The organism is Micromonospora ferruginea (assembly GCF_013694245.2).
GTDB classification, from domain to species: Bacteria; Actinomycetota; Actinomycetes; order Mycobacteriales; family Micromonosporaceae; genus Micromonospora; species Micromonospora robiginosa.
Genome location: NZ_CP059322.2, coordinates 5282843 through 5304885 on the forward strand (window position 1 = coordinate 5282843; position 22043 = coordinate 5304885).

Consider the following 22043-nt stretch of genomic DNA (forward strand, 5'->3'; position numbering starts at 1 on the left):
ATCCGCCTGCATATCAGCAGATCCGAATCGGCAAACTTTTAGGCCACAAGGCCGAGGTCAGCCAACGTATAGGCCGCCCGATAAGGCAATCCGGCGGCTCGCACCGCGTCGCCGGCACCTCGATCAACAATAACCGCTACACCCACGACTTCCGCCCCGGCCTCACGCAGGGCCTCAATGGCGGTCAACACACTTCCGCCCGTGGTCGAGGTGTCCTCCACCGCCAGGACCCGGCGTCCCGCCACGTCCGGCCCCTCGATGCGACGCTGGAGGCCGTGCGCCTTGCCCGCCTTGCGGACCACGAAGGCGTCCAGCGGGCGGTCGGTGCCGGCCGAGGCGTGCAGCATCGCGACGGCCACCGGATCGGCGCCCAGGGTCAGCCCGCCGACCGCGTCGTACGCCCAGTCCGCGGTGAGGTCGCGCATCACCCGGCCGATCAGCGGGGCGGCCTGGTGATGGAGCGTGACGCGACGCAGATCGACGTACCAGTCCGCCTCGCGGCCCGAGGAGAGCACGACCCGACCGTGGACCACGGCCAGGTCAGTGATGAATTTACGCAGGTCGTCGTGGTCCCCCATGGCAACAGAGCGTACTTCGCGAGTCTGTGCGCCGTCCGTGGGGTCCGCCCCGGTCAGCCCGGTGGGCGACCGATGAGTGGCGATGCCCGGCTACGCTGCGCGACCGTCCATCCCGGTCCGCAAAGGCGCGGCCCGGGTGGCGGGACCGGGTCCGGTCAGTCGCGCGTCCGGTCGACCCGGCCCCGGGTGTCGCGGGTGAACCGCCGCAGCAGCGGCTTCGGCGCGTGCCGCAGCCCGGCCACGGCCACCTTGTACTTCCAGTCCGGCACGCTCACCAGCTTGCCTTTGCGCAGGTCACGCAGCCCTTCGTCGACCACCTCGTCAGCCCGCAGCCAGGCCCAGGCGGGCAGCCGCGACATGTCGATGCCGGCGCGCTCGTGGTTGCCGGTGCGCGTGTAGCCGGGGCAGAGCGCCATCACGCGCACACCGAGCGGCGCCACCGACTGACCGATCGACTCACTGAAATTCGTCACCCACGCCTTGCTGGCCGAGTAGGTCGATCCCGGCATGGGGACACCGAAACCCGCAACCGAAGAGACATTTATCACTGCCCCGTCGCCGCGTTCCACCATCGGGCCGAGCGCGGCGTGGGTCAACCGGAGCACCGCCAGCACGTTGAGCCGCAGCAGTCGGGACTCGTCCGGGACCGCCGAGCGGACGAACGGGGTGTTCAGGCTGATCCCCGCGTTGTTCACCAGCAGGTCGATCGGCGAGCCGTCGGTCAGCCGGCGCTCCACCACCGCGCAACCGTCGTCGGTGGACAGGTCGGCCGGGATCGTTTTCACCTCACCGCCGTGCCGACCGGCCAGCTCGGCCGCCAGCGCGTCGAGGCGGGCGAAGTCCCGGGCCACCAGGACCAGGTCCCAGCCGTCGGCGGCGAGCCGCCGGGCGAACGCCTCGCCGATGCCCAGGCTGGCGCCGGTGACCACGGCTCGGCGGCGGGCGGGCCCGGTCATGCGCGGTCCTCCGGCGGTGACGACGGCCCGGCCGGCGGCGGGGAGGTCAGCCCCGGCGGCGGCCCCCAGGGCGTCGGCCCGGCGGCGGGAGCGCCGGAGGTGGTGGCGCCGTAGCCGGTCGGCGGGCCGGGCGGCCGGCCCGCCGGGGCCGTGCGGCGGTGCAGGAAGGCGGTGGCCGAGGGCAGCGTGAGCAGCCCGGCGACCACCAGGTAGCCGAGGATCTGCGCCACCGACAGCGCCGCGTTCACCGGGATCCACCACGCCGGGTACGCGTCACCGACCAGCCCCAGCAGGTCGGCGGTGACCCGGTCGTCGGCGTCGAGCCGCAGCGGGGCGGCCCGCTGCCCGACCAGCACCGCGAGCCCGCAGCAGCCGCAGAGCAGGCCCAACCCGGCGACCACCCAGGTGGCCGGCCGCGCGCCGGGGCGACCGGCGAACAGGGCGAGCGCGAGCCCGACCAGCAGCAGCGCGGCCAGCACGCCGAGCACGGCGGCCAGCACGGTCGAGCCGCGCAGCAGGCCGGCCACCCGGTCGACGTCGCCGCCGGAGGCGTCGGTGCCCGAGGCGGCGGCGCGGAACCGCTCGACCGTGCCGCCGGCCACCACCAGGTTCGCCACCGCGTACGCCACGGCGCCGACCGCCATCAGCAGCAGCACCGTCACCGCGGCGACGACCGTGGCCGGCCGGCGGGGCGCGGCCCGATCGGGGTACGACACGACGAATCCCTCCGGTAGGCGTTGGGAAGCAACCTACTCGGAGGGATCGTCGGCGTCGCTGAAATCCTGCCGTCAACTTCCGGGTGGCGGCTCCGGGTCGCGTCGCTCGCCCGACTGGCCGGTCGGCCCGGCCGGCGGCTGGTCACCGGGCGTCCCCGGCGGCGTGCCCTGCGGGCCCGGCGTGGACGGGTAGGCCGGGTCGCCCGACTGCCCCGGGGTCGACGGGTAGCCCGGGTCGGCGGACTGGCCCGGGGTCGACGGGTACGCCGGGTAGGCGCCGCCCGGCACCGGCGGCTCCCAGCCCGCCTTGGGCTTGCGGAAGAACTCGTTCGCCTTCGGCAGCGCCAGCAGGATCAGCGCGCCCAGCAGGGCGAGCAGCGCGACGATGCCGAGCAGCAGGCTGACCGGGCCGTACCAGGACGGCAGCGCGTCCTCCATCCGGCGCTGGATCTCCTGCGTGCTGGGCAGGTCACCGTTGGCGTTGCCGCCACCGCCCATCATGCCGCCGGAGACACCGTTGAGCAGGCCGCCACCGGTGCAGCAGAGCAGGAGGCCGCCCACCACCCAGGTGATGATCCGGGAGACGTTGCGCCCCCGGTTGTTCAGCAGCGCGAGGACGACGAGCCCGATCGCGAGCAGCAGCGTCAGCACCGACGAGCCGATGGTGAACGCGTACGCGATGTCGCCGGCCGACTCGGCCGACGTGCCGGCGTACGCGTCCTTGAGCACGTCACGGATCGTGCCGATGACCGACAGCGTCACGATCAGGTTCAACACCTGGATGACGGCGACGAGAATGAGCAGCCAACTGGAAAGCGTCACCACACTGGGACGCGCGCGGGGCGGGGTGCCCGGAGCATCGACCATGATTCTCCCTCCCTGGATCAGATGACCACCGTAGCGATCCCGGACCAGGTGGGCACGGCAGAAGGCTCAGTGGTGGGCGGCGCGCCGCAGCCGTCGGTGCTCGGCAGTGACCACACCGAGCAGCGCCAGGTCCAACGCGACCGCGAACACCGCGCCGAACTGGTTGACCGTGAAGTTGAAGACCTGCCCGAACAGCAGGTCGACCAGCAGGGCCAGCTTGAACAGCCGGAACGCCTCGACCCGGTCGTGGCGCAGCAGCCAGGCCGCCCGCAGGCTCAGCACGGCGGTGACCAGCGCGGTGGCGCTGACGCCGAGCACCGCGCCCCACTCGCGCTCCTGGTCGAGCGCGCCGGTCACGCCGTCGAGGATCACCGCCACCACGGTCACCACCGGCTCCACCACCAGCCAGACCACCACCGGCCAGACCAGCCAGCGCCGGTTGACCGCCCAGACGGCGAGCCGCCGGGCCCACTCCGCGCCGCGCTGCCAGAAGCGCACCGGCGGCGGTTCCCGGCGGGGCACCGCGTCCAGCAACCGGGAGACGGCCGCCTCGGTCTCCGGCCCGGTGCCCTGCACCAGCCGCAGCACGGCGGCCCGACGCCGGTCGGTCAGCCCGCGGGGCAGGCCGCTGAGCACCACGTCCAGCGCGTTGGCAGTGCGCTCGGCCGAGGTCAGCCGGGATCGGCCGGTGCGCCCGCGTACCGCCTGGGTGAGCAGCACGAGCAGGGCGAACGCGACGTAGATGATGGCCGCGGCCGGGGCGTAGAAGTAGTCGGTGCGGGCGGTGACGAACTTGCCGACCTCGTCGATGAAGAGCCCGAAGCCGATGCCGCCGACCACCGCCCCGGCGGTGCGCGGGCCGCCGCCGAGGAAGACCAGCGCGATCCCCAGGCCGACGACGAGCAGCAGGCCGCCCCAGAGCACGTGCGCGATGTGCAGCCCACCGCCGCCGAGCTGCGGATAGTCGGCGGCCTGGAGGTACGCCCGGACGGCCAGCACGGTGACCACACCGGAGAGCACGAACGCCTGGAGGTACGCGGCCGCGTCGATCGCCCGCGTCGGCAGCCGACGGGACAGCCGGTGGTGTGACCGCATGCCCCGAAACCTAGTAGCCGCGCCACTCCTCGCGAGCGTACTCCAGCACCCTGGGCTGCAGGATCGTCGAGGCGGGCACGTCGACCCGGCCCCGGTCGGCGGGGAACGTGCCGGCGGCGGCGAGCACCGCCGGGGTGAGGAAGCGCAACGGCGGCGCGTCGGCCGGCAGCGCCAGCTCGGGCGCGGTGCCGCCGGGCGCGGCGAGCACGAAGCCCCAGTCGCCGAAGCTCGGCACGTCGACGTGGTAGGGCACGGTGGTGAAGCCGGCCTCCCGCACCGACCGCTCGATCGACCAGTACGACCGGGGCGCGAAGTAGGGCGACCCGGACTGCACCACCAGCCGCCCGCCGGGGGCCAGCACCGGGCGGATCAGCGAGTAGAACTCGACCGTGTAGAGCTTCGCGGTGGCCGTCTCGTCCGGGTCGGGCAGGTCGGCGATCACCACGTCGAAGCGTTGCGTGGCGGTCCGCAGCCAGCCGAACGCGTCCAGGTTGAGCACCCGCACCCGGGGGTCCGTCAGCGACCGGTGGTTCAGGTCGCGCAGTTGCGGTTCGCTGCGGGCCAGCGACACCACCGCCGGGTCGAGGTCGACGAGCGTCACCGAGCGCACGTCCGGGTACTTCAGAATCTCCCGCGCGGCCAGCCCGTCGCCGGCGCCGAGCACCAGCACGTCGCCGTGCGGCCCGCGCATCGCCGGGTGCACCAGCGCCTCGTGGTAGCGGTATTCGTCCACGGAGCTGAACTGGAGGTCGCCGTTGAGGAACAGCCGCAGGTCGGTGTCGGCGTGGCCGACCTCCCGCACCGACCGGGTCAGCACGATCTCCTGGTAGCGGCTGCGCTCGGCGTGCACCACCGGGTCGCGGTAGAGCTGCTGGCGGGCGGTCACCTCGAAGTCTCCGGCGGTGACCCACGCGTACCCGAGCAGGAGCCCGACCACGACGGAGCCGGCGCACAGGCCCACCCGCGCCCGGCGGCCGAGTTCGTCGCGGAACACGGTGAGGACCAGCGCCACGCCGGCCACCGCGTTCACCGCGCCGACCACCAGCGCGCCCTTGAGCTGACCGAAGACCGGCATCAGCAGGAACGGGAAGGCCAGCCCGCCGAGCAGGGCGCCGACGTAGTCGGCGGCGAACAGGTCGGCCACCGCGCTGCCGGCGGACTGCTCCCGGATGCGTTGCAGCATCACCATCAGCAGCGGGATCTCCGCGCCGATCAGCAGCCCGAGCACGAACGCGGTGCCGACCAGCGCCGGACCGTAGAGGTCGAGCCAGGCGAACGCCGCGTAGAGGCCGAGCACGGAGAGGCCGCCGAGCAGCGCCAGGGTCAGCTCGATCACCGCGAACGCGGGCGCCGCCCGGGACTGCAACGGCTTCGCCACCAGCGCGCCGACGCCCATCGCGAAGACCATCACGCCGAGCACGATCGACGCCTGGCCGACCGCGTCGCCGATCAGGTAGCTGCCGAGCGCGACCAGCGCCAGCTCGTACACCAGGCCGCAGGCCGCGCAGACGAAGACCGCGAGCAGGACCGCCGCGCGGGCAGCGCGCCACCGCGGCCGCGCGGGCACGTCGACGGTCACGCTTTCTCCCGGGTACGCCCGGCGACGCCCGCCCCGGCGCGCTGCGCGGGCACCGGCCCCCGGAGCTGCCGGCGGCGCTGTCGCACCCCCACCACGACGAACAGCACGGCGACCAGCAGCAGGACGGCGGCGGTGATCAGCCAGCCCTTACGGTCCCGCAGCAGGTCGTTGCCGGCGTCCGGCAGCGGGGCCGGCGAGCCGGACGGTGCCGGGGTCGCGGCGGCGGGCGCGGGTTCGGCCAGGCCGACCTCGGCGGCGAGCAGCGGCAGCACGGTGGTCGCCCGGGTGATCGCCCAGCCGGGCTCGTCGACGAACGCGTCGCCGTCCAGCCCGAACCGGTCCAGCCCGGAGGCGATCGGGTAGAGGTCGGCCCGCTCGATGTCCGGCGAGCCGTCCACCGCGATGCTCGCCGAGTCCTGCGACTCGCTGCTGGAGGAGGTGTAGCGGACGGCGGCGGAGACCTCGATCCAGCGGGGGCAGCGCGGATCGTCGCGTACCGACGTCCCGTCGCCGAGGTTGGAGCCGACGCTGATCTCGGTGCTCCAGTCGTAGAGCCGCCAGCCGTAGCAGATGCCCTGGCCCTCGAACGCGGACGCCAGCAGCGGCACGGTGGCGGTCCGCTGCTCGGTCGTCGGCGTCGGCACGTCGGTGTCGCCGTCGCCGGCGGTGGCGAACCCGATGGCGCAGGGCACGCCGACGAACAGCCCGAGCACGACCACCCAGGCCACCAGCGTGTTCCGCTTCTCCTTCGCCTTGGCCTCCGCCTTGGCGGCCGCGGCCCGACCGGTCATCAGCTGATCGCGGCGGCGATGATCGCGCCGGTGGCGACGTGCACGGTGGCCGAGATCCAGACCGCCGGGTGCGGCTCCGGGTCGACCAGCAGCTCACCGAGCTTGCCCGGGGTGGCCACGTCGAGCAGCACGAACGCCGCCGCCATGATGACCAGACCGAGGATCCCGTACGCGGCGGCCCCGACCAGCCCGAGCGCGAAGTCGTCGTCGCTGGCGACGATGGCCGCGACCACCACGGTGCCGACGCCGAGCAGGTTGGAGGCGAGCAGCAGCGTGGCGTTGCGGTTGCGCTCGGTCCAGATCAGCTCGTGGAGCTTGCCGGGGGTGGCCAGGTCGACGAGCAGGTAGCCGACGGCCATCAGGACGACGCCCACCACGCCGTACGCGAGGGTGACCAGCAGGTCGGTGACGAGATGCTCCACAGGGACTACTCCAGGGTGAGGGGGGTCGGACGGGCTACTTGCCGGCGCCGGGGCCGCCGCCCCGGACGGTGCTGCCTCGGCCCCAGCCCCAGCTGTTGCCGACGACGCCGTGGTACCGGGGATACGCGGTTCGCATCCGCTCCAGCAGGATCACCGAGCCGACCGCGAGCGGGAGGATCACCACCGAGTCGTCGTCGTAGCGCAGGTAGACGCCGCTGCCGTCGACGTACTGGTCGGCCGGCTGCCAGGTGTCGGTGATCTCCTTCGACACCTGGCTGGGCGACTTGTTCGAGGTGTACGCGACGGCCTGCGAGCCGATGTCCCGCCCGGACGCCCGGGAGAAGTGGTCCTGCACGTAGCCGCGGGGCGAGAAGTTGCCGTAGAAGATCGCGAAGGCGGCGATCAGGGCGCCGACGACGGCGACCGCCACGCCCACCACGAACCACCGTCGATACGTCACAGCTCTTCCACCACCGTCTCGGTCAGGACCAGCTCGTTGGTCTGGGGATAGGCGTGCCAGGTGCGCCACGCGACCGCGCCGGCCGGCGGGTCGGGCGCGACGGCGAGCGCGGTGACCGCGTCCTCGTCGCCGGGAAAGACGCCGACCAGCGCGTACGGGTCGCCGGCCAGCTCGGCGCGGAGCGCCGCGACCCGGGTCCGCAGGCCGTCGCCGGCCGGCCGCAGCACCGTGGCGGTGAAGCGGTAGCCGGCGGTCGCGTCGTGCAGCGTGTCCGGCAGGTGCGGTCGGTGGCCGGGCAGGCAGGCGACCGTCTCGGTCAGCGCGCCGGCGACGACCTGGTGGGAGGCGCCGAGCAGGCGCAGCCGCAGCCGGGCCCCACCGGGCAGTTCGAGGTCGCGGACGGCCAGCGCCGGCAGCTCCGGGCCGCCGAGGGTCAGGCTCAGGTCGGCGGCGCGGCTGTCGACGTACGGGGTCCGAAGGGCGACGAGCACGCTCACTTCACCTGGTCCGGGCCGCCCTGCGGATAGATCATCACCTCGGCGCGACGCAGTTCCTCACCGAGGTTCACCTCCCAGCCGGCCTCGCCGTACGCCTCGAACGACAGCCGGGCCCCGCCGGGCGCCTGGTAGTCGTGGTAGCGCATGGTGCCGCGCGGGTCGAGGCCGGTGCCCTCGGTCGCGGTGTAGCGGGCCTGGCCGGACTCGTCCCAGTTGTAGCGGCGGCCGGCGATCTCCAGCGTCGGGGCGCCCGGGGTGACGGTGGCGCCCGGCTCGCTGGCCCAGAGCACCATCTCCAGGTCCGGCTCCGCCTCGACGGAGAGCCAGCGCTTCACGCCGCCGGCGTCGTCGAGCAGGTGCTCGGCCCAGCTCCAGCCGCCCTCGACCAGGTGCACCGAGCCGCGCACCGTGTAGGGCACCTGGCGGATCTCCACGATGTCACCGGGCTTGAGCGCGCGCGGGTCGCCGCGCAGCGCGTCCGAGTCCCGGTCCCGGAACGGGTCACCGGGCGCGGTCGCCTTCGGGCGTGCCGCCGAACGGGACCTGCGCAGCGCGATCACGGCGACCACCACACCGGCCACCCCGAGCAGACACCCAAGCGTGGCCACCACGTACGCCACCGAACCGTTCATGACCGCCTCCCCCCAACGTGCATCGGCGGAGACGGTAACAACCCCGCGCACCCCGTACGAAGTGCTGTTCGCTGAGTGTGTGGTCAGCTACGTTCAGCCGCCGGCCAGGCGTTCGGTGGCGTAGTCGCGCAGCGTGGTCCGGCCCATCACGCAGCCGCTGAACGTGGTGAACTCACCGTCGTCGCCGCGCAGCCGCTCCCACGCCTGCCGCCCGGCGTCCGGGTCGACCGCCTCCAGCAGCGTCGCCGCGTAGGCCCTTCCGGCGGGCGTACCGTCCCGGAGCAGCCGGTCGACCTTCTTCCGGGCCTGCTCCGGGTGGTCGGTGAGCGCCCGCTCGACGTGCCGGTACGCGTCCGTGGCCGGCAGCACCTGCCCCGCGAACCCGACCCCGCCGAACGCCACCGTGTCCGCCCCGGCGAGTTCCCGCACGGCCGCGTCCAACTCCCGGTCTTTCTTCCCCAGCCCCAACATGCCCTCCTAGTGCCCGCTCCACCCCGACCTGACGCTGTTGACCATGAAGTTGTCCGGGGAAGCGACGGCGTGTCGCGCCGCCAACTTCATGATCGACGGATCCGGGAGAGGGCGTCAGGCGGGGGTGATTGTCAGGGCGTCCTTCGTGTCCGCCAGGTCGACCCGGACGGTGTCGCCGTCGCGGATCTCGCCGGCCAGCAGCGCCTTCGCGAGGCGGTCGCCGATGGCGGACTGGACCAGGCGACGCAGCGGTCGGGCGCCGTAGATCGGGTCGTACCCGTGCTCGGCCAGCCACACCCGGGCGGCGTCGGTGATGTCCAGGCCCAGGCGGCGGTCGGCGAGCCGGCGGCGCATCCGGTCGAGCTGGATGTCGACGATCGCGCGGAGGTCCGCGCCCTGGAGCGCGGCGAACACCACGATGTCGTCGAGCCGGTTGAGGAACTCCGGCTTGAAGTGCGACCGGACCACCGCGAGGACACCCTCCCGGCGCTCCTCCTCGGTCAGCGTCAGGTCGCTGATCACCGCCGAGCCGAGGTTCGAGGTGAGGATCAGGATCGCGTTGCGGAAGTCCACCGTCCGGCCCTGACCGTCGGTGAGCCGGCCGTCGTCGAGCACCTGGAGCAGCACGTCGAACACGTCCGGGTGGGCCTTCTCCACCTCGTCCAGCAGGATCACCGAGTACGGCCGCCGGCGCACCGCCTCGGTGAGCTGGCCGCCCTCCTCGTAGCCGACGTACCCGGGCGGGGCGCCGACCAGCCGGGCCACCGAGTGCTTCTCGCCGTACTCGCTCATGTCGATGCGGACCATGGCCCGCTCGTCGTCGAAGAGGAACCCGGCGAGCGCCTTGGCCAGCTCGGTCTTGCCGACGCCGGTCGGGCCGAGGAAGAGGAAGCTGCCGGTCGGGCGGTCCGGGTCGGCGACGCCGGCCCGGGCGCGGCGGACCGCGTCGGAGACCGCGCCGACCGCCTCGGCCTGGCCGACCACGCGGGAGCCCAGCGACTCCTCCATCCGCAGCAGCTTGGCGGTCTCGCCCTCCAGCAGCCGCCCGGCCGGGATGCCGGTCCAGGAGGCGACCACGGCGGCGATGTCGTCCGCGCCGACCTCCTCCTTGAGCATCGCGCCGTCGGCCTGGAGCCGGGCCAGCTCCTCCTCGGCCTGCCTCAGCTCGCCCTGGAGCGCGGGGATCCGGCCGTAGCGCAGCTCGGCGGCGCGTTCCAGCTCGCCGTCGCGCTCGGCCCGCTCGGCCTCGCCGCCGAGTCGTTCCAGCTCCTCCTTGGCGGTGGAGAGCTTGGTGATGTGGCTCTTCTCGGTCTGCCAGCGCTCGGAGAGCGCGGTGAGCTGCTCACGCTTGTCGGCCAGCTCCTTGCGCAGCCGTTCCAGGCGCTCGGCGGAGGCGGCGTCGGGCTCCTTGGCCAGCGCCATCTCCTCGATCTCCAGCCGGCGCACCGCCCGCTCGATCTCGTCCACCTCGACCGGCCGGGAGTCGATCTCCATGCGCAGCCGGGACGCGGACTCGTCGACCAGGTCGATCGCCTTGTCCGGCAGGAACCGGTCGGTGATGTAGCGGTCGGAGAGCGCGGCGGCGGCGACCAGCGCGGCGTCGGTGATGCGTACGCCATGGTGCACCTCGTAGCGCTCCTTGAGCCCGCGCAGGATGCCGATGGTGTCCTCGATGGTCGGCTCGCCGACCAGCACCGGCTGGAAGCGGCGCTCCAGCGCCGGGTCCTTCTCGATGTGCTCGCGGTATTCGTCGAGCGTGGTCGCGCCGACCATCCGCAGCTCGCCACGGGCCAGCATCGGCTTGAGCATGTTGCCGGCGTCCATCGAGCCCTCGCCCTTGCCGGCACCGACCACGGTGTGCAGCTCATCGAGGAACGTGATGACCTGGCCGTCGGAGTTCTTGATCTCCTCCAGGACGGACTTCAGTCGCTCCTCGAACTGCCCGCGGTAAGACGCGCCGGCGACCATGGCGCCGAGGTCGAGCGAGACGAGCTTCTTGTCCCGAAGCGACTCGGGGACGTCGCCGGCCACGATCCGCTGGGCCAGGCCCTCCACGATGGCGGTCTTGCCGACGCCCGGTTCGCCGATCAGCACCGGGTTGTTCTTGGTGCGCCGGGACAGCACCTGGATCACCCGGCGGATCTCGGAGTCCCGGCCGATCACCGGGTCGATCTTGCCGTCGCGGGCGCTGGCGGTGAGGTCGACGCCGTACTTGGCCAACGCCTGGTAGGTCTGCTCCGGGTCGGCGGTGGTGACCCGCCGGTCACCGCCCCGGACGGTCGGGAACGCGGCGACCAGGTTCTCCTCGGTGGCGCCGGCGTTCTTCAACGCGACCGAGACCGCGCCGCCGACCCGGGCCAGCCCGGCCAGCAGGTGCTCGGTGGAGGTGTATTCGTCGCCCAGCGGCCGGGCGATCTGCTCGGCGGCGCCGATGGCGTTGACGAATTCGCGGGCCAGGGTCGGCTCGGCCAGGCTGGACCCCCGCGCGGCGGGCAGCGCGTCGACCGAGCGCAGCGCGACCCGGCGCAGCTCGGCCGGGTCGGCCCCGACGGCGCGCAGCAGGCCCGCGGCGGTCGAGCCGTCGGTGTCCAGCAGTGACAGCAGCAGGTGCCAGGGCTCCACGGTGGCGTGACCGCGCTGGTTCGCCAGCGCGACGGCACCGGTGATGGTCTCGCGGCTCTTGGTGGTGAGGCGTTCCGTGTTCATGGGCTCCCCCGGGATCGGCGTGTCCACTGGGAACGACACAACCAGACTTGAGTCTATTCCGCTCAACTCCTGGGGTGTGACCCGGGTCACTTGCCGCCGGACCGCCACCGCCAGTCGAACTCGCCCGCCGCCGGTGGCGGGCCGGGCAGCGCCGGCCCCGGGGCGGCCAGGCCGGCCAGCAGCACCGCGAGGTGGCGGCGGCGCAACTGCCGGGTCCGCTCCGGATCGGGTACGCGAATCGCCGCGCACCCCTCCAGCAGCAGCCCGACGTCCTGCGGCACCACGTCCGGCCGGAGCCGCCCGGTGCTCCGCGCCCGCTCGACCAGCGCCTCGACCAGCTCGTTCGCGCGCACCGCGGTGCGACCCATCTCCTCGGTGGGGGTGAACGTGCCGGCCAGGTGCACGGTGAGGGAGTGCACGTCGGCATCGACCACACGCTCCAGGAAGCCGGCGAACGCGGCCCAGCCGTCCGGCTCGACGGCGGCCTCCTCGGCCGCCGTGACGAACCGGCGCAGCCCGTCGTCGCAGAGCGTACGCAGCAGGTCCTCCTTGCCGGCGTACCGCCGGTAGAGGGCGCTGATGCCGACGCCGGCCCGCTCGGCGACGGCGGCGACGGGGGCCTTCGGATCGTCCAGGAAGACGGCCCGGGCGGCGGCCAGGATCGTGGCGTCGTTCCGCGCCGCCTGCGCTCGTCGGCCGGCCAGTGGCGGGGCGTCGGTCGGGTTCGGCATGCGTTGAGGATAACAGTGGAACGGATCGTTCCGCTCTGCTACTGTAAAACGGAACGAAACATTCCGTTCCGAGGGAGCAGTCATGTCGGACGCCACCATCCGCCCCTACCGCGTCGAGATCCCCCAGACCGCCCTGGACGACCTCGCCGCCCGGCTCGACCGGACCATCTGGCCGGGCGAGCTGCCGGGCGTCGGCGCCGCCTACGGCACGCCCACCGACCGGGTCCGCGCCCTGGCGACCTACTGGCGGGAGACGTTCGACTGGCGGGCGGTCGAGGCCCGACTGAACGCCCACCCGCAGTTCGTCACCGAGATCGACGGCGAGGAGATCCACTTCCTGCACGTCCGGTCGCCCCGGGCGGACGCCACCCCGCTGGTGCTCACCCACGGCTGGCCTGGCTCGGTGGTGGAATACCTGGACGTGATCGCGCCGCTCACCGAACCGACCGACCCGGCCGCGCCCGCGTTCCACCTGGTGATCCCGTCGCTGCCCGGCTTCGGCTTCTCCGGTCCGACCCGCAGCGCCGGCTGGAACCGGTTCCGCACCGCGCGGGCCTGGGCCGAGCTGATGGCCCGCCTCGGCTACCCGCGCTACGGCGCGGTCGGCAACGACGCCGGCTCGATGGTCTCGCCCGAGCTGGGCCGACTCGACGCGGAGCACGTGCTCGGCGTGCACGTCACCCAGCTCTTCTCGTTCCCGTCCGGCGACCCGGCGGAGTTCGAGGGGCTGACCGAGGCCGACCAGGCCGCCCTGCAGCACCTCCAGTGGTTCTACGAGAACAAGTTCTCCTTCAACCAGGTGCACAGCCAGCAGCCGCAGACCCTCGCGTTCGCGCTCGCCGACTCGCCGGTCGGCCTGCTCGCCTGGAACGGGCAGCTCCTCGACGAGAGCCTCGACCCCGACTTCGTGCTGGCCAACGTCGCGATCTACTGGTTCACCGGCACCGCCGCCTCGTCGATGCGGTTCTACTGGGAAGACGCGCACGCCACCGAGCAGCCGACCGGGCCGACCACGGTGCCGACCGCCCTGGCGATGTTCCCCGGCGACTTCCAGTCGATCCGCCGGTTCGCCGACCGGGACCACGCCGACATCGTCAGTTGGCACACCTTCGAGGCCGGTCCCGAGGAGCGCGGCAGCGTGGGCGGGCACTACGCCGCGCACGAGGCGACCGACGTGCTGGTCGGTGACATCCGGCAGTTCTTCGCCGGCCTCCGCTGAGCGCGGCCGACGGTCGGGTGCGCCTGTCGCCGGGCGGCGGCGGGCGCACCCGATCGTCAGCGGCCGGGGAGGCGCGCGGTGCAGGGCGTCAGGTGGTCGGCGCGCAGCACGCAGCGCCGGCCGCCGTCGAGCTGGCGGTCGCAGAACACCCAGTGGCGTACGCACTGGTCGTCCTCGGCCGAGACGGTGATCCCGCCCAACTCGACCACGGCGAGAAAGCCGAGCGACCGGCCGGCCGTGCGACCGAGCATCTTGGCCCGCGCCAGGTCGGGTGCGCGTACCGGCAGGTGGATCACATACCGCCCGGTCATCGACACAGTCCGGCTACCCGGAGCTGGGACCGGATCGACAGGAGATTGCGCAAGACACTGACCTTCCTCGTGACGGCTCACGGATGAAGGGAGCGGCACGACTGGCCGCGCGACCAGTCGTGCCGACCACGGCTGCCAACCGGGGAGGCCGGTTGCCTACCAGGCATTTCGCCGACGGCGACCGCATCGTCAACATACAATGCAAAGCATTGCATGACAAGGAGTGAGCATGCTTAGCACGCGAAGTGTTGGCTGACCGGTCGCGCTCGTGGGAAGATCTTGGGGCCTACCAGGAGTTGTCGCCATGCCCCGAGTTTCGGACCGTCAGAGAATCGCGCAGGACATCAGAGACAAGATCGCTTCGGGCGAGTACGCGCCGGGCGACAAGCTGCCCTCCTTGCGCGAACTGATCGCGCACTACCAGGTTTCCGCGGAGCCGGTCCGCTCGGCGCTGCTGATCCTTCAGGCCGAAGGTCTGGTCGAGGGACACCAGGGCAAGGGCACCTACGTCACCTCCCGCGACGACACCCACTGATCCCGCGACGATCGGTCGGTCGATCGACCCCGGGAGCAGCATGAGCCGGGCAGAGGTAGCCTCACCGGCGTGCGAGTACGTGTCGAACAGACCGCCTTACCCGGAATCGGCGTACGTCATGACCTCATGACGGAGTCCGGCCGCCGGCTCGGCGTGGTCTCCCACCGCAATGGCCGCCGCGACCTGGTCCTCTACGACCCGGACGATCCCGACTCCTGCCAGCACGACATACCGCTGACCGACGACGAGGCGGAGGCGCTCGCCGACATCCTCGGCGCGTCGCTGATGCTGGGTCAGCTCTCCGGGCTGCGCGAGCAGGCCGCCGGGCTGCTCACCGAGCAGATCGTGATCCCGGCCGGCTCCAAGTACGTCGGCCGGCGGCTGGGCGACACCAAGGCCCGCACCCGGACCAGCGCGTCCATCGTGGCCGTGCTGCGTCAGGGCGAGGTGAACGTCTCGCCCGACCCCACCTTCCGGTTCGAAGCCGGTGACGTGGTCGTCGTGGTCGGCACCCGCCAGGGTCTCGACGGCGTGACGGCGATCCTCGCCGAGACCGATCCGGACGGCTGACGCGTATGCACGAAACCACCATCCTGCTCATCGAGGTCGGGGCGCTGCTGCTCCTGCTCGGCCTGCTGGGCCGGCTGAGCCGGCGCGTCGGCGTCTCGCCCATCCCGCTCTACCTGCTCGCCGGCCTCGCGTTCGGGCACGGTGGCCTGCTGCCGCTCAACGCCAGCGAGGAGTTCTTCGCCGTCGGCGCGGAGATCGGCGTGATCCTGCTGCTGGTCATGCTCGGCCTGGAATACAGCGCCAACGAGCTGGTGGGCAACCTCCGCTCGGCGGCGCCGGCCGGACTGATCGACGCCGTGTTCAACGCGCTCCCCGGCTTCGCCTTCGCGCTGCTGCTCGGCTGGGGCTGGGTGGCCGCCGTGGTGCTCGCCGGCGTCACCTGGGTGTCGTCCTCGGGCGTGATCGCCAAGGTGCTCGGCGACCTGGGCCGGGTCGGCAACCGGGAGACCCCGGTGATCCTCTCCGTCCTGGTGATCGAGGACCTGGCGATGGCCCTCTACCTGCCGCTGGTCACCGCGCTGCTCGCCGGGGTCGGCCTGGTCAAGGGCGGCTTCGCGCTCGCCGTCGCGGTGCTCACCGTGGTCGTCGTGCTGGCCGTGGCGATCCGGTACGGGCACCTGATCTCCACCGCGCTCTCCGCCAAGGATCCGGAGGCGCTCCTGCTCGGGGTGCTCGGCCTGACCCTGCTCGTCGCCGGGCTCGCGGCCAAGCTCCAGGTCTCCGCCGCGGTCGGCGCGTTCCTGGTCGGCATCGCGCTGTCCGGGCCGGTCGCGCACCACGCCACCGAACTGCTCTCGCCCCTGCGGGACCTCTTCGCCGCCGTGTTCTTCGTGTTCTTCGGGCTGGTCACCAACCCGCTGGACATGCCGCCGGTGCTGCTGCCGGCGTTGCTGCTGGCCGCGACGACCATGGCGACGAAGGTGGCCACCGGCTACCTGGCCGCCCGCCGGGCCGGGATCGCCGAGCCGGGCCGCTGGCGGGCCGGGCTGGCGCTCACCCCGCGCGGCGAGTTCTCCATCGTCATCGCCGGGCTGGCCGTCTCCGCCGTCTACCCGGTGGAGCCCAAGCTGGCCGCACTCGCCACCGCGTACGTGTTGATCACGGTGGTGACGGGCCCGCTGCTCGCCCGGCTGCCGGACACCCCGTGGTTCAAGCAGTGGCTGCGCCAACGCGCCGCCGCCACCCGGGCCGCCGCCGCCCAGGTGAGGGTGGGCGACTGACCTCGGCCGGGCCGGACTCGCGACTCAGCGGTCCGGCCCGGCCAACGGTTGTCAAATTGATTCCGGGAAGGTCTACCACTGCTCCGCCCAACCGCGTTAACGTGTCGCCCCAGCAGCCAGGGTCCGCGGGTGGCCAGCGCCCCCGCCAGCGAACGCGGAAGGTCGGCCGGTGAGCGTGCAGGAAGAGACGTTCCACGGCTTCGCCAACCCGGTCGACCCCTCGCCCGCCGAACTGCGGGCCTGGGCCTACCAGCCGGACTCGGTCCCGCTGGCCTCCATGCCGCCGGACTGGGACCTGCTGGTCGCCGGTGACCATCTGGTGCAGACGCTGTTCGACCTGGCCATGGACCAGAGCTGTCCGGCCCGGCGGTTCGCGCTGCACTGCCTCTACATCTACGCCGCCGACGGCATCCGGACGAACTTCCGGGCCCACCCGAAGCGGCGCTTCCGGAAGCTGGTCGAGCAGGCCGAGCGGGTCGGCGACGACCTGATGCGCAACTGGGCGCACAACAGCCGGGTGCTGCTCGCCCGCCCCGACCTCTTCGTCTACCGGGACTGGTGCGAGGGCGGCCTGGTCCGCGAAAACCGCCGCCTCTAACCCGGCCTCGCCTCGCCCCCGCCCGCCCCACCCCGTCGATCTTGGACTTGTGGTGCCAAGGAATGTCCCCTTTGCGGGGAAAATCGAGGTGCCACAACTCCAAGATCGACGGGAAAGGGACGTGAAGTCCTTGATCACGTGTGGGGTGGGCGGGGGACGGGACGGCGAACGGGCCGGGACCCCCCGTGGGTCCCGGCCCGCACGTCGACGGATCGTCAGGTCGATCCGCCCTGCTTCTTGCGGCGTTCGTCGTCCCTCGCCCGGTCCACACCGTGGTCGGTCTGGTCGGCGAAACGCCCTTCCTTGACCTTGTCGCTGAAGCGACCCTCGGTGACCCGGTCGAACCGCTCGCGGACGTTCTCGGCCACCTTCTCCAGCCGTTCCTCCGCCCGTTCCGCCACCTTCTTCGCCGGTTCCGCCATGGCTCCCCCCGCCAGCCCGGATTCCGTTTCAGGGCTTTTATCCCTGATCAGCAGCGTAGTGCACCCCACCTCGTCGCACCCCGCTTTCCGCAACCCGGACCGGACGCGGACAGACGCGACGAAGGCCGGCACGAGCTGGCTGGGGGCGTGCCGGCCTTCGTACGGACGAGGAACGTCAGCGGTCGGGCGTGCGGCGGGGGCGCCAGACGACGAGCGCGGTGGAGGTGCGGTTGGTGGGCACGAGGTCGCCGCGGGGGAAGCCGCCCAGCGACTCCAGCTCGGCGATCCGCCGGTACGCGGCGTCCAGCTCCGCCTCCAGCCGGGCCACCCGCTGCTGCGCCTCCTCCAGCAGCCGCTCCAACCCGATGATGCGCTTGACCCCGGCCAGGTTGATCCCGTCGTCCTGGCTGAGGCGCTGCACCTCGCGGAGCAGCACCACGTCCCGGACGCTGTACCGTCGGCCGCCGCCGGCCGCCCGGCCGGGCTGCACCAGCCCCAACCGGTCGTACTGGCGCAGCGTCTGGGGGTGCATGCCCGCCATCCGCGCGGCCACCGAGATCATCAAGATCTTGGCCTCGTAGGCCGGGTCACCCGACCCGGCGTACTCCTCCGACATGCCCGCTCACCTCCGCTGCCGCCGTCAACTGAATCGACGTACCCGCGCTTCGAGATGTTCCCGCGCGGCGGGCGGGGTCTGCGCCGCGAAGGTCTCCAGCGCCGCCCGCGCCTCGTCCGACACCGTCGCCGGGACCACCACGTCCAGCGTGACCAGCAGGTCACCGGCGCGGCCGTCCTTGCGGACGACGCCCTTGCCCCGGGCCCGCAGCACCCGTCCGGCGGGAGTACCCGGCGGCACCCGCAGGGTCACCGTGCCGTCCAGGGTCGGGACCCGCAGGTCGGTGCCGAGGACCGCCTCGGCGTACGTGATCGGGACGTTCAGGGTGAGATCGTCCCCGGTACGCCCGAACAGCTCGTCCGGGCGGACCTTCACGTGCACGAACAGGTCACCGGCCGGGCCGCCCCGCTCACCGGGCTCACCCCGCCCGGCCAACCGGATCCGCTGCCCGTCGGCCACCCCCGCCGGGAAGCGCACGTTCAACGTGCGGGTCTTGGTGACCCCGCCGGTGCCGTGGCACTCCGGGCACTTCTCCTCGACGATCGTGCCGACGCCCTGGCAGTTGCGGCACGGCTCGGAGAAGCTGAACGAACCCTGGTTGCGGGTGGTGACCCCGGCGCCGTGGCAGACCGGGCAGGCCACCGGCTGGGTGCCCGGCTTCGCGCCGTTGCCGTGGCAGGTGTCGCAGACGCCGGGCGCGCGCAGGGTCAGCGGCAGCGTCACGCCACGGACCGCGTCGGAGAAGTCGAGCGCCACCTCGGCCTCGACGTCCCGGCCCCGGGCCGGGCCGCGCGCGCGGGCCGCGCCACCGGCGCCGCCGCCGGAGAAGATCGTGCTGAACAGGTCGGTGAAGCCACCCCCGCCGAACCGGGCGTCGCCACCGCCGCCACCCCCGCCGAACAGGTCGGAGACGTCGAACGGCGTGCCGCCGGGCTGGCCCGCCCCGCGGGCGCCACGCCGGAAGGCGCCCGAGCCGAAGAGCGACCGCATCTCGTCGTACTCGCGGCGCTTCTTCTCGTCGCCGAGCACCGCGTACGCCTCGGAGACGGTCTTGAACCGCTCCTCGGCCCCGGTGTCGCCGGGGTTGTGGTCCGGGTGCGACTCCCGGGCCAGTTTCCGGTACGACTTCTTGATGTCGTCCGAGGAGGCGGACTTGTCCACGCCCAACGCGGCGTAGTAGTCCTTCTCGATCCAGTCCTTGGAACTCACCGGTCCACCCCCTTCCACGGGTCGAGTCCCGGTCGTCCCGCCCGCCCGACAGGGGCGGGCGGGACGTCACGGGTCGGCACTACTCCGGGTCCGCTACCGCGACCAGGGCCGGCCGCAGCAGCCGCTCGCCGAGCTGGTAGCCCCGGCGCATGACCTGCACGCAGGTCGGCTCGGTCACGTCGGCGGAGGTCTGGTGGGCCACCGCCTCGTGCCGGGTCGGGTCGAACGGGTCGCCCTGCTCGCCGAACGCGGTCAGGCCGAACTTGCCCAGCGCGCCGGTGAGCTGCTCGGCCACGCTGCCGAACGGGCCCACCAGGTCGCCGTGCTCGCGGGCCCGGTCCAGGTCGTCGAGGATCGGCAGCAGCGCGGTGAGCACCCCGCCGGTCGCCTGCTCCTGGACCAGGTTGCGGTCGCGGTCGACCCGCTTGCGGTAGTTGGCGTACTCCGCCGAGACCCGCTGGAGGTCGCGGGTGCGCTCCTCCAGGTCGGCGCGGAGCGACTCCAGCTCGGCGCCGAGCGGGGCCGCCGTGCCGGCGCTCTCCCCGTGCGGCTCGGCGGGCGCGTCGACCACGGGCGGCCCGGAGACGTCGGCCTCGCCGACGATCTCGTCGACCACGACCTCGGCCTCCTCGACCAGCCCCTCGGCGGGCGCGTCGGCGGCGGCGTCGGCGGCCGAGGCGTCGTTCGCCGGCTCCTCGGTCACCTTGCCGAGCTTGCGCTTGTCGCGGATGACGACCCGCGGCTCGTCGCCGGCGTCCTTGCCGGCGCCCGGGGAGCCACCCGGCGCCGACCCGGTGGAGCCCGGGTCGGCCGCTCGTGGCTTGTCCGTCATGCGGTTACCTCATCCCTCTGCCGTGCGAGTCGTGTCGGGGACCGATCGTCACTTCTTGTCCTCGTCCACGATCTCCGCGTCGACCACGTCGTCGGCGCCGCCGGCCTGCGGGCCACCGGTCGCACCGGCACCGGCGCCCGGGCCGGTCGCGCCGGCGCCCGGAGCGCCCTGGGCACCCGGCTCGCCCTCCTGCTGCTGGGCGTAGAGCAGCGAGCCGGCCTGCTGGGAAACCTGGGCCAGCTTCTCGTGCGCGGCCTTGATCTTGTCGATGTCCTGCCCGCCGAGGGCGCTGCGCAGCTCGCCGAGCGCCTCGTTGAGCTGGTCACGGTTCTCAGCCGGCAGCTTGTCGCCGCTCTCGGCGAGGAACTTCTCGGTCTGCCACTGGAGCGCCTCGGCGACGTTGCGGGTCTCCGCCTCCTCGCGGCGGCGCTTGTCCTCGTCGGCGTGCTCCTCGGCGTCCCGGCGCATGCGCTCGATGTCGTCCTTCGGCAGCGAGGAGCCGCCGGTGATCGTCATCTTCTGCTCCTTGCCGGTGCCCAGGTCCTTGGCGTGCACGTTCACGATGCCGTTGGCGTCGATGTCGAACGTGACCTCGATCTGCGGCACGCCGCGCGGCGCCGGCGGGAGGCCGGTCAGCTCGAAGGTGCCGAGCTTCTTGTTGTAGGCCGCGATCTCCCGCTCGCCCTGAAACACCTGGATCAGCACCGACGGCTGGTTGTCGTCGGCCGTGGTGAAGACCTCGGAGCGCTTGGTCGGGATGGTGGTGTTGCGCTCGATGAGCTTGGTGAAGATGCCGCCCTTGGTCTCGATGCCCAGGCTCAGCGGGGTCACGTCGAGCAGCAGGACGTCCTTGACCTCACCCTTGAGCACGCCGGCCTGCAGCGCGGCGCCGACGGCGACGACCTCGTCCGGGTTGACGCCCTTGTTCGGGTCGCGGCCGGTGAGCTGCTTGACCAGGTCGGTGACGGCCGGCATCCGGGTCGAGCCGCCGACCAGGATGACGTGGTCGACGTCGGAGACCTTGATCCCGGCGTCCTTGACGGCCTGCTCGAACGGGCCCTTGCAGCGGTCCAGCAGGTCCTGCGTCATGCGCTGGAACTCGGCGCGGCTCAGCGTCACGTCGAGGTGCAGCGGGCCGGCCGAGCCGGCGGTGATGTACGGCAGGTTGATGTTGCTGGTGGTGGCCGCGGACAGCTCGATCTTGGCCTTCTCGGCCGCCTCCTTGAGCCGCTGCATGGCCATCTTGTCCTGCGAGAGGTCGATGCCGTGCTCGCCGCGGAACGTCTTCACCAGGTGGTCGATGATCCGCTGGTCCCAGTCGTCGCCGCCGAGCTGGTTGTCACCGCTCGTCGACTTGACCTCGACCACGCCCTCGGCCAGCTCCAGCAGCGACACGTCGAAGGTGCCGCCGCCGAGGTCGAAGACCAGGACGGTCTGCTCCTTGGAGCCCTTGTCCAGGCCGTACGCCAGGGCGGCCGCGGTCGGCTCGTTCACGATCCGCAGCACGTTGAAGCCGGCGATCTCACCGGCCTCCTTGGTGGCCTGGCGCTGCCCGTCGTTGAAGTACGCCGGGACGGTGATCACCGCGTCCGCGATCTGCTCGCCCAGGTACGCCTCGGCGTCCCGCTTGAGCTTCATCAGCGTCCGGGCGGAGATCTCCTGCGGGGTGTACTTCTTGCCGTCGATGTCGACGGTCCAGTTGGTGCCGATCTCCCGCTTGACCGAGCGGATGGTCCGGTCGGGGTTGGTCACCGCCTGGCGCTTGGCGACCTCACCGACGAGCACCTCGCCGTTGCGGGCGAACGCGACGATCGAGGGAGTCGTCCGCGAGCCCTCGGCGTTGGCGATGACGGTGGGCTCACCGCCCTCGAGAACGCTGACGCAGGAGTTCGTCGTGCCGAGGTCGATGCCGACCGCACGTGCCATGTTCGCTTCCTCGCTTCGTAACGGGTGAGCAGGCCGGACGGCCTGCCCGGCGGGGTCGCCCGGAGGCGGCCACACCACAAGTTG

General features: G+C 72.6%; 24 protein-coding genes and 1 pseudogene. 5 read left to right on the top strand and 20 right to left on the bottom strand.

Translation table 11 applies throughout. The annotated features are described in order from the left end of the window. Nucleotides 1-38 precede the first annotated feature (38 nt). From pyrE to H1D33_RS23415, 14 genes and pseudogenes are all read right to left on the bottom strand, one after another. Nucleotides 39-578: an orotate phosphoribosyltransferase gene (pyrE, locus tag H1D33_RS23350; protein WP_181571123.1), complete on the bottom strand. Its 540-nt coding sequence runs from the start codon at nt 576-578 to the stop codon at nt 39-41. A gap of 155 nt (nt 579-733) precedes the next feature. Beyond that, a complete protein-coding gene (locus H1D33_RS23355) occupies nt 734-1534 on the bottom strand; it encodes an SDR family NAD(P)-dependent oxidoreductase (RefSeq protein WP_181571122.1) in 801 nt (266 codons plus the stop codon). Between the two features lie 46 nt (nt 1535-1580). After that, a pseudogene (locus H1D33_RS23360) lies at nt 1581-2250 on the bottom strand (hypothetical protein). A 72-nt stretch (nt 2251-2322) separates the two neighbouring features. Then, entirely contained in the window at nt 2323-3117 is a 795-nt protein-coding gene (locus H1D33_RS23365) for a hypothetical protein (protein ID WP_181571120.1), read from the bottom strand. 66 nt (nt 3118-3183) lie between these two features. Beyond that, a complete protein-coding gene (locus tag H1D33_RS23370) occupies nt 3184-4182 on the bottom strand; it encodes a hypothetical protein (RefSeq protein WP_181572616.1) in 999 nt (332 codons plus the stop codon). 40 nt (nt 4183-4222) lie between these two features. Further along, on the bottom strand, nt 4223-5791 hold the full coding sequence (locus H1D33_RS23375; RefSeq protein WP_181571119.1) for a polyamine aminopropyltransferase: 1569 nt from the start codon (nt 5789-5791) through the stop codon (nt 4223-4225). Beyond that, nucleotides 5788-6582, bottom strand: a complete 795-nt coding sequence (locus H1D33_RS23380) for a hypothetical protein (protein ID WP_181571118.1) — start codon at nt 6580-6582, stop codon at nt 5788-5790. Before H1D33_RS23380 ends, H1D33_RS23375 begins: the two co-directional genes overlap by 4 nt. Continuing rightward, nucleotides 6582-7004 (bottom strand): DUF350 domain-containing protein, encoded by a 423-nt coding sequence (locus H1D33_RS23385; protein WP_181571117.1) that lies wholly within the window; start codon nt 7002-7004, stop codon nt 6582-6584. The genes H1D33_RS23380 and H1D33_RS23385 overlap by 1 nt, the downstream gene beginning before the upstream one ends. Nucleotides 7005-7038: 34 nt before the next feature. Continuing rightward, on the bottom strand, nt 7039-7464 hold the full coding sequence (locus H1D33_RS23390) for a DUF4247 domain-containing protein (protein ID WP_181571116.1): 426 nt from the start codon (nt 7462-7464) through the stop codon (nt 7039-7041). Beyond that, entirely contained in the window at nt 7461-7955 is a 495-nt protein-coding gene (locus H1D33_RS23395; RefSeq protein ID WP_181571115.1) for a DUF2617 family protein, read from the bottom strand. The genes H1D33_RS23390 and H1D33_RS23395 overlap by 4 nt, the downstream gene beginning before the upstream one ends. 2 nt (nt 7956-7957) lie before the next feature. After that, nucleotides 7958-8593: a DUF4178 domain-containing protein gene (locus H1D33_RS23400; RefSeq protein WP_181571114.1), complete on the bottom strand. Its 636-nt coding sequence runs from the start codon at nt 8591-8593 to the stop codon at nt 7958-7960. 93 nt (nt 8594-8686) lie between these two features. Further along, complete coding sequence (locus H1D33_RS23405) at nt 8687-9064, bottom strand: hypothetical protein (protein ID WP_181571113.1); 378 nt, start codon at nt 9062-9064, stop codon at nt 8687-8689. Between the two features lie 114 nt (nt 9065-9178). Beyond that, nucleotides 9179-11770, bottom strand: coding sequence for an ATP-dependent chaperone ClpB (gene clpB, locus H1D33_RS23410; protein ID WP_181571112.1), 2592 nt, complete (start codon nt 11768-11770; stop codon nt 9179-9181). Nucleotides 11771-11856: 86 nt separating this feature from the next. Beyond that, nucleotides 11857-12501 (bottom strand): TetR/AcrR family transcriptional regulator, encoded by a 645-nt coding sequence (locus tag H1D33_RS23415; RefSeq protein WP_181571111.1) that lies wholly within the window; start codon nt 12499-12501, stop codon nt 11857-11859. Between the two features lie 82 nt (nt 12502-12583). On the opposite strand from H1D33_RS23415, the gene H1D33_RS23420 reads away from it, so the two are divergent. Next, the gene (locus H1D33_RS23420) at nt 12584-13720 is read left to right on the top strand and encodes an epoxide hydrolase family protein (protein WP_181571110.1); all 1137 of its coding nucleotides are present in this window, start codon (nt 12584-12586) and stop codon (nt 13718-13720) included. A 56-nt stretch (nt 13721-13776) separates the two neighbouring features. Here H1D33_RS23420 and H1D33_RS23425 read toward each other — a convergent pair whose 3' ends face one another. After that, on the bottom strand, nt 13777-14031 hold the full coding sequence (locus H1D33_RS23425; protein ID WP_181571109.1) for a hypothetical protein: 255 nt from the start codon (nt 14029-14031) through the stop codon (nt 13777-13779). Between the two features lie 304 nt (nt 14032-14335). On the opposite strand from H1D33_RS23425, the gene H1D33_RS23430 reads away from it, so the two are divergent. From H1D33_RS23430 to H1D33_RS23445, 4 genes are all read left to right on the top strand, one after another. Next, on the top strand, nt 14336-14566 hold the full coding sequence (locus tag H1D33_RS23430; protein ID WP_181571108.1) for a winged helix-turn-helix domain-containing protein: 231 nt from the start codon (nt 14336-14338) through the stop codon (nt 14564-14566). Nucleotides 14567-14635: 69 nt separating this feature from the next. Beyond that, the gene (locus tag H1D33_RS23435; protein WP_181571107.1) at nt 14636-15136 is read left to right on the top strand and encodes a cation:proton antiporter regulatory subunit; all 501 of its coding nucleotides are present in this window, start codon (nt 14636-14638) and stop codon (nt 15134-15136) included. Between the two features lie 5 nt (nt 15137-15141). Then, entirely contained in the window at nt 15142-16356 is a 1215-nt protein-coding gene (locus H1D33_RS23440; RefSeq protein ID WP_181571106.1) for a cation:proton antiporter, read from the top strand. 169 nt (nt 16357-16525) lie between these two features. Further along, entirely contained in the window at nt 16526-16954 is a 429-nt protein-coding gene (locus tag H1D33_RS23445) for a hypothetical protein (RefSeq protein WP_181571105.1), read from the top strand. Between the two features lie 215 nt (nt 16955-17169). Here the strand turns inward: H1D33_RS23445 and H1D33_RS23450 are convergent, their stop codons facing one another. From H1D33_RS23450 to dnaK, 5 genes are all read right to left on the bottom strand, one after another. After that, nucleotides 17170-17376, bottom strand: coding sequence for a hypothetical protein (locus H1D33_RS23450; RefSeq protein ID WP_043327580.1), 207 nt, complete (start codon nt 17374-17376; stop codon nt 17170-17172). 175 nt (nt 17377-17551) lie between these two features. Then, nucleotides 17552-17992 carry a heat shock protein transcriptional repressor HspR gene (locus tag H1D33_RS23455; RefSeq protein ID WP_181571104.1) on the bottom strand — a complete coding sequence of 147 codons (441 nt, stop codon included), beginning with the start codon at nt 17990-17992 and terminating at the stop codon, nt 17552-17554. A gap of 24 nt (nt 17993-18016) precedes the next feature. Further along, complete coding sequence (gene dnaJ / locus H1D33_RS23460) at nt 18017-19201, bottom strand: molecular chaperone DnaJ (RefSeq protein WP_181571103.1); 1185 nt, start codon at nt 19199-19201, stop codon at nt 18017-18019. Nucleotides 19202-19280: 79 nt separating this feature from the next. After that, a complete protein-coding gene (gene grpE, locus H1D33_RS23465) occupies nt 19281-20033 on the bottom strand; it encodes a nucleotide exchange factor GrpE (RefSeq protein ID WP_181571102.1) in 753 nt (250 codons plus the stop codon). Between the two features lie 48 nt (nt 20034-20081). Continuing rightward, nucleotides 20082-21959: a molecular chaperone DnaK gene (gene dnaK, locus H1D33_RS23470; protein ID WP_181571101.1), complete on the bottom strand. Its 1878-nt coding sequence runs from the start codon at nt 21957-21959 to the stop codon at nt 20082-20084. Between the last annotated feature and the right edge of the window lie 84 nt (nt 21960-22043).